The sequence below is a fragment of the Biomaibacter sp. TOL genome, from assembly GCF_059717795.1.
In genome coordinates this window covers 729,720-742,398 of record NZ_AP046092.1, presented here as the reverse complement: position 1 = coordinate 742,398, position 12,679 = coordinate 729,720, and the positions used below count along the sequence as shown (strand labels likewise).

6 protein-coding genes and 1 riboswitch are annotated in these 12,679 nt (G+C 51.4%); all 6 genes read left to right on the top strand.

Features of this window, described 5'->3' with window-relative positions; translation table 11 throughout:
* The first annotated feature begins 159 nt into the window (after positions 1-159).
* The 6 genes from AC6I1H_RS03740 (at position 160) to AC6I1H_RS03715 (ending at position 12,678) form a co-directional block, all read left to right on the top strand.
* Positions 160-1,569 (top strand): ISLre2 family transposase, encoded by a 1,410-nt coding sequence (locus AC6I1H_RS03740; RefSeq protein ID WP_497739052.1) that lies wholly within the window; start codon positions 160-162, stop codon positions 1,567-1,569.
* A gap of 294 nt (positions 1,570-1,863) precedes the next feature.
* Complete coding sequence (locus tag AC6I1H_RS03735; RefSeq protein ID WP_497739667.1) at positions 1,864-2,934, top strand: DUF4351 domain-containing protein; 1,071 nt, start codon at positions 1,864-1,866, stop codon at positions 2,932-2,934.
* A 393-nt stretch (positions 2,935-3,327) separates the two neighbouring features.
* A riboswitch (cobalamin riboswitch) is annotated at positions 3,328-3,514 on the top strand.
* A gap of 191 nt (positions 3,515-3,705) precedes the next feature.
* Positions 3,706-3,873, top strand: coding sequence for a DUF2292 domain-containing protein (locus AC6I1H_RS03730; RefSeq protein WP_497739666.1), 168 nt, complete (start codon positions 3,706-3,708; stop codon positions 3,871-3,873).
* 184 nt (positions 3,874-4,057) lie between these two features.
* Positions 4,058-4,903: a DUF4430 domain-containing protein gene (locus AC6I1H_RS03725; RefSeq protein WP_497739665.1), complete on the top strand. Its 846-nt coding sequence runs from the start codon at positions 4,058-4,060 to the stop codon at positions 4,901-4,903.
* Between the two features lie 190 nt (positions 4,904-5,093).
* Positions 5,094-9,368, top strand: a complete 4,275-nt coding sequence (locus AC6I1H_RS03720; RefSeq protein ID WP_497739664.1) for a CARDB domain-containing protein — start codon at positions 5,094-5,096, stop codon at positions 9,366-9,368.
* A gap of 10 nt (positions 9,369-9,378) precedes the next feature.
* Complete coding sequence (locus AC6I1H_RS03715) at positions 9,379-12,678, top strand: outer membrane protein assembly factor BamB family protein (protein WP_497739663.1); 3,300 nt, start codon at positions 9,379-9,381, stop codon at positions 12,676-12,678.
* Position 12,679: the final 1 nt, after the last annotated feature.

Here is a 12,679-nt window from a genome sequence, read left to right as displayed (position 1 = left end):
CGGATAGTGTAAAATTTTATTAGGTCAAAAAGCAGGAAAACGGATAGTGTAAAATTTTATTAGGTCAAAAAGCAGGAAAACGGCAGGCGTACGTAGAAAAAAGACCTCACCATCCTCCAACAGGATGAGTTAAAAACTCAACAGAAAGGTGAGGTCTATATGAGAATAATTCAACTTGTATTACAAAAATTCCTGCTTGTTGTAGAAAAAATAATTGAATTACTGGATGGCAAATGCACCTATCCAGAATTTGAAGCGGAACTGCGAAAACTGCTAAATGAGCTGGGGCGGGAAATCTGTACAGAAGTACTTAATGAACTTGATAAAAAAATATATAAAGACAAACAACAAAGGAAAAACTGGGTGGTGGTTCAAAAAGATTGTCAAAGGACAGTAACAACAGCATTTGGAGATGTCACATATCAAAGGCGGTACTATAAAAATAAACAATCAGGGGAAACCGCATACCTTACAGACAAAGCAGCGGGTATACAAAAATATGAGAGGATAGATGCTGCCCTAAAAGCTGATATAACAGATCTTTCCACGATACTCTCATACCAAAAGAGCACCCAGGAACTCAAAAGGGGCGGGGCAAACTGCAACATCAGCCGTCAAACAGTAATGAACACATTAAGAAAAATCGACAACCTTCAAGCCTACGAAAAACCGAAGAAGAAGAAACAAATACAGACTCTATACATAGAAGCCGATGAAGATCACATTCACCTTCAAAACGGCAAAGCCGGCATGGTCAAACTAATATACGTTCATGAAGGAAAACAAACAATAACAAAAGGCAGAAATGAATTAAAAAATCCCGTATACTTTTCCGGAGTTTACGAGAAAGAAAAAATAGAAGACCTATGGAAACAGGTCTGGGAGTACATCACAAACACCTATGACGAAGACCAAATAAAGCGCATATACATATCGGGAGACGGAGCCGAATGGATAAAATTCGGAGCAAAATACCTGCCCAATGCCATATACGTATTAGACCTTTTCCACCTTCAGAAATACATAACAGCGGCTCTAAAAGACGACAAAAACTCCAAAAAAGCATTATGGAAAGCCATTTTAAAAACAGATAGAGAAAAAGTCAATGAAATATTAACACAAAAATATAATGAACTCGGGCTAAAAAACCCTGAAAACCCCGTAACAAAATGCCAGGCCTATATCAATAACAACTGGAATGGAATATGTTCATACAGCCTTTACAAAAATGAAATAGCAGGCTGCAGTGCAGAAAGCCATGTAAGCCATGTACTTTCAGAAAGACTCTCCCGAGGACCCATTGCATGGAGCAAGGACGGAGCCCACAAAATGGCCCAATTAAGAGCAATAAAAGCAAACGATATATCACTCAAAGATGCCATATTAAAACAGCAATATGAAGCCTTAAAACCGATTGAACTACCAAAGCAAACCCTATATAAAGCAAAACAGCAGCTCAAAAAGATTCAATCAATATATGGGACCATAACAAACCTGCCCATTCTGTTAAACAAAAAGACATTTACAAGCATGGCTATAAAATCTTTATTGTCGCAATGCATGATTTAAAGGGCCGTTCATCGTAGCGTAGCGAAGACCCTTGACATGGAGAATGCCCATGTTAGCCTTCAACGGCTCGGGCCACTAAAGCGAAGCTGGGTGGCCCTCTGGCCCCAAGGAAACATGGGTGCGAGGCTCCATGTCAAGGTCGGCCCTGAGTTTAAGTTAAATACATTCTCATCCGCAATATGATGGTGAGTCTTTTTCAAAAAAAACCTAAAAATACTTGACACGATCATTAAAACGTAGCATTATTGAAAATCATCACTAAGGATGATAATATAAATATAAAGGGAGATTGATATGGAAAACGGAAAAAAGAGTGTTATTCATTATGATAAAATCCTGAAAAACCTGTTTAACATCTCGACGAGACTCACAATATGCGCCATAAACGCCCTTTTTAAAAAGAACTTCAAAGAAGACGCGAAAATAGAACAACTTAATCGGGAATACATAAGGCTGGACAAAACCACCGCCATAGCAGACACCGTCTTGAGTATAGAAATAAACGAACAAAAAACAAAATACCACATAGAATTCCAGACATTAAACGACAGGACACTAATAATCCGCATGATAGATTACGGATTTAGAATAGCCATAGACAACCTGGACTACAGCAACCTAAAACCAGATGAAGAAATAACCGTAGAATTTCCATCTCAAATCATCATATTTTTAAAACACAACGAATCCATACCTGATAAACTAAACCTTACAATAAAAATGCCGTATACAGAACAGAAAATAAAATACATAGTACCCACATTTAAGATCTGGGAATACGATCTGGACTATTATAAAAGGCAAAAGCTTTACATCATGCTCCCGCTGCGGATGATAAACTTAAGTGAGGAACTCGAAAACCTGAAAAGAAGAAAACTTCATGAAGAAGAAATAGCAAAGCTTCAAAACGAATATCGAAGGAAAATAACAGAAGTAATAGAGAGCATAATAAGAGAATTAAAAGACGCCATTGAAACAGATGACATTATCATAGAAGAATGCAACAAAATACTTCTGGAACTGAGCAACCTGGCTGGAGAACTGTTCAGCGAAGAGTTAAAAGATATTGAGCAGGAGGTGAATGAAATGGCAAAAATGATAATCGACCCTGAGATATACAGAAGAGGGTTCGAAGAAGGCTTGGAAAAAGGACTTGAGAAGGGCGTTGAAAAAGGTATTGAAAAAGGCATAGGGAAGGGCATGGCTGAGACCATAATCAGGCAACTGTACAAAAAACTTGGAGAACTGCCCTCTGAGTATAAAGCAAGAATCCTGGGTCAGGACAGGCAGACTCTTGAATTAATAGCGGAAAACATTTTTGACATTGAGTCTTTAAGCGACCTCGATAGATTTTTAAACCAGTGAAAAATATGAACTGCTGTTTGACTTTATTTATTCAGCCCTGATTTCCATTAAATGATCTTGACAATGTGCGAATTTTGATATAATATAGAAAATGAAATCGATGGACAAGCAATAAAAAGATATTGCAAAGCGGCGCCGACCGAACAACGGAAGCACTGCCTGAAAGGGTGGTGCTTTTTGTTTTAAAATGACGGTTTGTATTAAAATTGGTTCTGTCGCCAGCAATGCCGTTTTGCAATATAGATATTCGTATGAAATTTTAATTCTTTCACCAAGCTGACTTTAAGTTAAAATTCATTTTTCCTTATACTGCTTGGCGGCATGGATATTCAGATGTGAAAACCAATTTATATTACGTTATATTAAGTGCTGTTCAGTGCAACGTGAAAATTTAATAGACCACACCGATAAGGTAATCCGATGCAATATGGATTTTAAAAGGGAACCGGGTGAAAATCCCGGGCGGTCCGGCCACTGTGAGTGGGGAGATGCTTTTCAAAAGCCACTGGATATTCTCCGGGAAGGGGAAAAGCAGCGAGGAACCACGAGCCAGGAGACCTGCCTTATCGGCATATCACAGCCTTCCGAGAAAAGGCCGACAGTGAGCGCAAAGTCTGAACAGGTGGAATCGGGCTTTACATATTCTTCGTACCCCGGCTTTCTACGGAAGCCGGGGCTTTTTGCATAAAGATAAATGTATATGCAGGAATATACAATCTCGCATATGCTAAAGCAGTGCGCTTTTTCAGGGGATAAAAAGGGGGAATAAGCTTGAATGACAAAAATGCCGTAGTAAAGAAGGATGCATTTATGCTGACCGAAAAGGAGAGAAAGCTTATCGAGCTCATCCACAGCATGGAATATGGAGAAGTGAGCATCTTCATCCAGAATGGGCAGCCCGTGAGGGTGGAGGAGATCAAAAGGTCCATCAAGCTGTAAATGCAATGCCGACCGGACCACCGGAGGTGCGACGAACCACAATCACAGCCATTTGTTCCTGCCGTAAAAGGCGGGAGCTGTGGCATAGCCTGCCTCCGGGCAGGCGGGGAAGTTCCGGAAGGCGAAAGCAAATGCTACCCCAAAGTACAGTCAAATCAAAAAAATGATAAGGAGTGGATGTTCGATGAAGAAAAAAGTATTGGCCCTGCTGCTTATAGCAGCCCTGTTCTGCTTTGCCGCCACGCCAGCCCTGGCATCGCCGAGGGAATTCACCTACATTTATCCGGACAGCAGTGACGACTATACCTTTGTCTTCAATGTGAGCGGCGACAGCGTGAGTACATCGGCGATTAACATAATCGGGATGCTTCCCGATTATTCGGAAGACGAGCTGACAGCGGAAGAAGCAGCGCTGCTCAGATGGAGCATTCCAAATGACGATGCGGCGCAATTTTCCAATGGGCAAAAGACATATACCGGCAATGGCCCTGTCATCACTGTAACGGGCCGCGACGAAGGCATCACCGTGACTTGCTACTATGACTATGACAATGACAATGTTCAGGATGCCACCGAACCTTCAGTTCCCATATTCCTGGTTGGGGAAACGAATGCCGACAGCAGCTTCACTGTAAGCGGCATCAGCGTGACCATCGATGGGACAACTGTGCCGGATGTGAGCTACTCTGGTTTAGTTCCCCGCTTTGATGTTGGCATGGTGACCGGGGATGACGATACCGACGTGCTGAATAACAATCCCAGCGCGATCCATGCCCTGCTCTATGCCCTGGAGGTGGCCAACGACGATGATGATTATGTCTGGGGAGATGCCGGCTGGGACTGGGACTATGTGACCCCGGCCAATGTGACTTTGATCTCCCAGGGAGGCTATTTGTCAGCAGTGTATAATGACAACAGCGCCAACGGCTACTGGCTGTATACCGTGAATGGCGCTGATCCCGGCCATGCCGCCGGCGCCCACCAATTGCATACGGGTAACGCCGTCGTGTGGACCTACCATCCCTATTAAACATGGAGCAATGCCCGGATAAGACCGGGGAAAATCAACGCCTTCCGGAAAGACCTTCCCGGCAAGGACGGATATCCACCCTTGCCCTTTATCATATCATGTTTATGGGATTTATTGTTTTTCATCCGGACTCATCCCTGCTTTTCTGCAGGGAAACATATTTTCTGCGGAGGAGGGGAATGCAAGGAACATGAGAGGAAAAAAAGTTTCGAGAAACAAGCAGTACAAAGCGGCGTCCGCCCTGATGCTTGTCCTGGTGTTGATGGCCGGGATGGTGCCGGTTCTCGGAACGCCTGCTGCCCGGGCCGACGGGGGAGAGCCGGACCTGAAGGTGGAGCAAATTTCCGTGCCCGCAGTTTTGCAGGCGGGTCAGGCCGCTACAGTCACGGTTCAAGTATATAATTCCGGGGAAGGATCAGCAGGTTCCTTTGGCGTCGCTCTCTACGCCGGGGAAACGGAGGTTGGCACACAGACCGTGGCCTCTTCGGTTTACGGTGGCGAGAAGAAGACGGTAAGCTTTACATGGACCCCGGCGGCTGCTGGAACGGTTACCCTCAGGGCGGTAGCCGACAGCGGCAATACCGTGGCCGAGTCCAATGAGACCAACAATGAAATGATAAAGGAAGTGACGGTTGGGGAGGCCCCGGGGCCTCTGGCCCTGGTAAGCACCACCCCGGACTATACCATAGCCGCCCCGGGGAAGACCATCTCGCCTGACAGCGAATTGAGCCTGCTATTCAACAAGCCGGTGGAGATCGTGGACAGTGCCGCCACGGAGTTGACTCTCTACTGCAACAATTCAAATGCTACAAGTTTGGCGAAAAGAGCCGCCTCAAATTATAAAATAGGAGATTTTGACGGAGTGCTCAGGGTGGACAGCTACAATCCCTGCAAGGTGATTGTCAATTTGAGAGATGAAAACAATAACCCGATTCTCAAAAGCAACCGGATTTATGTGATTAAGCTGGGCAACAACGTGATAAAGGCCCGGGACAGTACGGAATACTGCACTTCCTTCAAGTCCAGCCTTGTGTCCAGCCTTTGGAAGTTTAATACGGGAGCTGTGCCATATCAAGTTCTTCTAGAAGGACCGGAAAGGCTGGTGGCAGGACGCACAAGCAGACTGACGGCCTTTGTTGCCGATATTGAAGGGAAAGCCATCGAGGGGTTAAACCTTATCTGGAACACAAGCAACGAGAATGTGGCATCGGTCAGCGATTCGGGGCTGGTGACCGGAAAACAAAAGGGTAGGGTGACCATTACCGCCCTTTACCGTGATGAGAACGGGTATTATTCCGATAAGAGCGCAAGTTGGTCGATAGATATTCGCGCGGATTATGACTATAAGCTCTCTACGTCCTGGCTGTATGAAATACCTGAGAAGGACGATATGAGGTATATGGGGGTGCCGGTGCCCGGTTCCGATGGTTCGGTATATTATGCATGTAAAGAAGGGGCTTTTGGTACATATACCCTTCGGGCCCTGGACGGGGACGGAAACCCTAGGGACGGCTTCAAGAACCCGGCGATTACCGTGGAGCCGGTGGTAGCCACCATCGGAGGTACAGAATATATCTTGACGGCCCGGGATAAGCTTTTGCTGGCCCTGGACCCTATGACAGGGGAAACCATTTGGTCGGTGGAGTTGCCCGCGAATATCGTGCTTCCGCCAGCTGTTACCCACGGAGGGCTGGTGATCGCAGGCTGTGAGAACAATGTGTTTTACGCCATTTCGCCGGATACCCGCGAGGTCCGGTGGAAATACAACGCGGGCAAGGACTTGCGGGCCATGGGCTCAAGTAATTATAATAATTTTCAAATGGTGCCCACAGTAGACGGGGCAAACCGGGTCTACCTGGTGGCTGGGGATACCCTGTCGGTGGTTGACGGCGCCAGCGGCAGCCTCCTGTGGCGATACACCGCTGCCTGGCCCATACTGGCCGAGGCAGGGGTGGCCCCGGACGGCACCGTGATCCTCCTTGCAGGGGATATTTCGGACGGCACCCTCCGGTATCTCTATGGGCTGACTCCTCCGGCAGAAGTAGGTGGCAGCCCGACGGTAAAATGGTCCCGCACGGATCTGGACAGTTTGTGGGATTTGGGCAAGAAGCCGGTGCTGGACCCGGAGGGGCATGTCTATTTCCTGGTTAAGGAGACTGCTGCCTCGGACATCTTTATTGCCGGCTTTGATCCCGTGGACGGCACCATTGCCCGGAGGCTTTCCGGCACTGCCGGATTTGGGCTGTGGGGCGCCGACAACCGGCTCTATACCAATAGCGAAATCTACAGCCCGGACGGAGAGGGTATGGCATATTATGATGATTATCCCAACAATTTGGATTTCTTTCATTACGGGTATTTTTCTCTGGGAGAAGCAGGGGCCCTGTACCGCTTCTGGATGATAGGAAGTGTTCTGGTAGGAGTAGAAAAAGCGGGACTTTACGACCTTTCCGGTTCGGAGCCCGCATCCCTGATAGTGGATGAGGACAGCCTAACCTTGCAAAACGGGGCCAGCAGGCGCATCGTGCCCAGGGTGCTGGACCAGAACGGCGTGACACTGTCAGGAGCGGAGCTTGTGTGGACAAGCAGCGACGACAGCCTTGTCACGGTGGCGGACGGCCTGCTAACCGCATCTTCCGTGAACACCGGACAGGCGGTAATCACCGTGAGCGTCAAGGACTACCCTGAGATCAGCGCCGCAATCTCAGTAACCGTGAGGAATGTTCCGGTGCCTGCCGGTATCTATCTGATCGAGGAAAAGGGCGACTTCGGTAGCCTGAAGACCGAGGAAGCCGCCCGGGCCTACAGGGTGGAAAAGATAAGCGGCCAGGTGGGAGAAAGTCTGCCGTCGGTGTCGGCCTTCGTCTACGATCAGCATGGGGAGATCATCACCACAGAGCCTTTGACCTGGACCCTGGCGGACGGCGAAGTGGCCAGCATGTTGAACTACCAGGGACTGAGCAGCATATATGACATCCGCTATGATGCCAGCCTTCGGGGGAAGAAGGCTGGAACCACCACCCTCACCGCCACCCTGAAGAATTACCCGGCCCTTTCCTGCACCATCGGGGAGGAGGTGGTGCCGGCTTCCTATGATATCCTCTGGAGCATCGAGCTGGAGGGAGGTTGGTGGAAGAAGTGGGCCCAGCATGTTATGGGCCGGGACGGAAAAATATTTTACGTCAACAATAACCAACTGAAGGCGGCGGAAAAAGCCACAGGCACGCTGCTTTGGACTGCGGACCTTGGGGATCTTTACGGTATTTCCTTGGGGCTCAGGCCCCGAGTGGGACCTGACGGCACCGTATATGTGTTCAGCACCACTAACACCATGGTGATAGCCGTAGATCCTGATACAGGCCAGGTGAAATGGAAGTATCAGGCCGGAAGAGACGGCGTGGCGGACCTGGCGGCCGGGGCGGACAGCATCTATGCCCTCACCTCCGGAGGCAAGCTTTACAGGCTGGACCCGTCGGGACAGCCCCTCTGGGATAGTCCCCTGGACCTTGGCAGCGATGACGGAGGCTTCCTTCTTGCGGAAGACGGTTCGCTCTATGCCGCCGGGGAACAGGGCGTCATGCGGGTGGAAAGAGACAAGCGGCAAACCCTGCTGAATGCTCCTGAGGCCGGTGAGACTCTGTCCTTGAAGACGATGACCCCAGACGGGGACCTGCTGCTGCAGCAGGAAAGGGGAGGAGCCTATACCCTGGTGTGCCTCAGCCCGAAGGGAGTCATAAACTGGACTTATGCGCTGAAACGGTCTGCGAAGGTATCATGTTCCGGCGATGGCGACATATATCTGGTCTATCCCAAGGATATCGTTACTGGGGAGAAAACCTCATTCGTTTTCCTGGACGGCAGGGGCAAAGAACGGTGTTCGGGAATTCTGGACCCGGGAGGGGTTTGCATACATGTGGGAGCCGCCTACGCAGCAGACTTTACGCCGGTTCCGGGAGAAAACGGAGAGGTCTATCTGGTGGGGGACTGGATATATGTTGTGGACGATGCCACCGGTCAGGTGCTGCGCACCATCCAGATTGGGGACGAGTATTCCCTCATGCCGCCCCAGAGCCTGACCGTGGATGAAGACGGCATACTCTATGCCACCTGCGGGGAAGTTGGTCTGATCGCTATCAAGCAAAACGCATACTACGGTCAGGGCGTAGAGATCGGTATTGCCCACAGGGAGCGCTGGAAAGGCAGTTCTCTGGGAGAACTGAGCCTGAAGGTGAAAAATACCCTGGGTGAGACTAAAGATGTTATCATCCTGGTGGAACTGGTGGGAGAAGATGATGCTGCGCCTGCCCGAACCAGGATTGCATTGAATCTGGCGGCGGGGCGGGAGGAGGAGCTGCCGCTGGGGCTGCGCCTTCCTGCTTCCGGATACTACCGATTGCTGATTACCGCCCGGGACGCTGAGACGGGGGAGACCTACGCCAGCGTCCAGGAAACTCTGAATCAATAGGGGAGGAGCGATGAAGATGAAGAAAAGGGCAATACGGATCCTTACCTGGTTTCTGGCAGCCGTAATGCTGGCCGGTATCTGGCCCGTGGTCCCTGCCTGGGCCGGGACAAGTGAATCCCCGGTGATGGAGTGGGTGCGGGATACGGCCGGGCAGCAGCCCTGGATGAGCAGGGGGGAGCTCGTCTTTCCCGAAAATTCCAAGCTGAGGTATGACGAGTGCCCCTCGGTGGACGAGGAGGGCAATGTCTATCTGACGCCGGAAAACGGCTACCTCTACTCCATCAGCCCCGACGGGGAAATGAACTGGAAGGTGGACCTGGACCAGGCGGGGGACTGTTATAAGATTGGAGGCAAGGGGCCCGTCTTTGATGGGGAAGACAACTGCTACATCGCCTCCGGCAACGGCCGCCTTTATGCCATAGATTCAAAGGGAAACGTGCTCTGGACGTGTGAGGTGGGGGAGGTTTGCACCGGCACTTCGCCCGCCCTCTCTCCGGACGGGAATACGGTGTATGTATCCACCAAGGATTATTACCTTCATGCCGTGGATAGGATCACGGGAGCGGAAAAATGGCGCTTTTACCTGGGAGGAACAACTAACAGCAATACCCCTGTGGTGGCCCCGGACGGCACCATTTACGTGGGGATAGGCAGTGTCATCAGCGCCGTTAACCCGGATGGCTCCCGCCGCAAATGGCTCAAGTCGTTTGCCAATTACAGGATGCATGTTTTAGGCGCCAGTGGATATGCCTGGAGCGGTGAACAGCGCATGGCCGTGGATGAGGAGGGCGACCTGTACCTGGCCATGAGCAACCGGGAAGTGGCCAATATAACAGAGCGTAACGTCCTGGTGGCCTTAAACGGTGGAGACGGCAGCGAGAAGTGGCATCTGGACGTGAACCAGCTTCTATCCGCTCCGGCGGTGTATGGGGACACACTATATTACAAGACCGCCGACAATGTGCTCCACGCCCTGGATACGAAGACCGGTGAGGAAAAATGGTCATATGAAGCAGAAGGCAAACTCCTGATGAGGGAAACATACTATGGCCATCCGCCCCGGGTGGATGCGGACGGCACAGTGGTGGTATCTCTGGGCACGGCCCTCTATGCCATAAAGCCCGATGGCAGCCTGAAGTGGACCACTGGGGACACGGGATATGCCTTGAATGCCCCATCCGTTTACGGCCCCAGGGGAGAAATATACGTGGTGGGCTTTGGAGACGGCGGAAAGGCTCAGGCACCTTCTCTCCTGAAGTTCGCCGATGGGAGCTATGCCCCGGAGCCGGTGGAACTTTCCCTGCCTGAGGGAGATTTCGGGATGCTGGCAGGGGGCAGCTATACCTGCCGGCCGGAGATTACCGACGGCTACGGACGCAAGGTGTACCGTGCGGGTCTTATTTGGGAAAGCAGCGACCCATCGGTGGCTACGGTAGATGAGGACGGCCTGGTCACGGCCCTGGCGCCGGGCAAGACTTTGATCAGCGTCAAGGGTGCGGACAATCCGCAGGTCCAGGATGCCGTTACTGTGACTGTATTTTCCGAAACGGATGGACTGAGCCTCCGGGTGAGTTCCACGGTAGACCAGATTGAGATCGGCAAAGCGGCGGCCCTCAAGGCAGAGCTGCTGGAACCGGGCGGAATGGCCGTGCTGGGTGAGCCGCTGGAGTGGGCGAGCAGCCTGGAGGCGGTGGCCACCGTGGATGGCAGCGGCATCGTAACAGGCGTGGCGGAAGGCCAGGCGGTGATCCGGGCCCGGGTCAGGCGCTACCCTGCCCTGGAGGGGAAAATCACCCTGACGGTGAAGTCGGCAGCAGTGGAAACGGTGTCCCTGGATGAAATCCGCAAGGCCCTGGAGCTGACCCTGAACTGGTACAGGAAGAATCAGGGCGCTCCAGAGGATTGGGCAGCCTTCGGCCTCAACGCTGCCGGCGAGGATATCACCGGAGCGCCTTATGTGGACAGCGAGGGCAAGACCTATCTGGAAAGACAGGAAGAAGATATTGCCAAATCCGGTGTTGGCAGTTTGATGACCGATTACGAGCGCACCGTGATGGGTGTGGTATCTGCCGGCGGGGATCCGACCAATGTGGGAGGGGTGGACCTGATCGACGCCATTGTCCGCTGGCCCGGAATGGGGCAGGGGATCAATGCCGCCGTGTGGGGGCTGATCGCCCTGGATGCGGCCAATGCCCCGGATCCTGTGGTAGAAGGCCTTCATAATAGAGAAGAATTTATAAGCTATATCCTGAAAAATAAGGCCGGCGACGGCTGGGCTTACGGCAGCACCACTCCGGACCCGGATATGACCGGGATGGCCCTCTATGCCCTGGCGCCCTACAGGGACCGGGTGGAGGTGAAGGCAGCGGGGGAAAAGGCCATAGCCTGGCTGAGCAAGAATCAGAACTATAATGGGAAATTCGGTTCCTGGGGAAGCCTGAATTCCGAATCCTGCGCCCAGGTCATCATGGGGCTTACAGCGTGGGGAATCGACCCACAGGGGCCGGAATTCACCAAGGGCGGGGGCAACGCCGTGACGGGTTTCCTCAGCTTTCAGATCACCAGCGGATCAAACGCCGGTGTTTTCAAGCATACTGATACGGCAGACCCGGGTATGGCCACAGACCAAGCTTTGCAAGCGCTGGCTGCCTTGGTTCAGTTCTACGAAGAAGGAGTTTCCACCATTTTCTACAGGATACAGGCGGTGGGAAGCCCGGCTACAGGGGAGATTACCTCCCTGGATGTATATCCCGCCGGCCTGGTGCTGAAGCCGGGGCAGAGCATCCGCATCCGGGCAAAAAATCAAAAGGGACTTTTTGTGGATGACAGCCTCATTTCCTGGCAGACCGGCGACGATAACGTGGCAGAAATCACGCAGGAAGCCGATTCGGAAGGCAATATATCCTACCGCGTAAAGGCGCTTGCCCCCGGAACGGTAAAACTCACCGTGACCCTCAAGGATGACGGGACTATCAGCGGCGCCGGCAGCCTGACGGTGGCCGGGGATGATTTTGCCGTGGAAAAACTGGAGGAAGATGAAGGGGACGATTATATGAAACTCGGCGTGGCGGTGACCAATGTTTCATCCTCCACCCAGGCGGCAATCATACAGATCAACGTTTATGACAGGAACACCGGCGGGATGGTGTACCAGACCTTTGCGGGCAAGGATTTTGCCCCCGGGGAGACTTACCGGGTTACCGGGTTTTATAGGGTGCCGGCAGCGGACCGTGACCGCTATATAATGAAAGTCCTTATTTGGGACAAATGGCTGCGGGCAAGGCCGCTGGCCGACGTGATTGCTGAGTGAA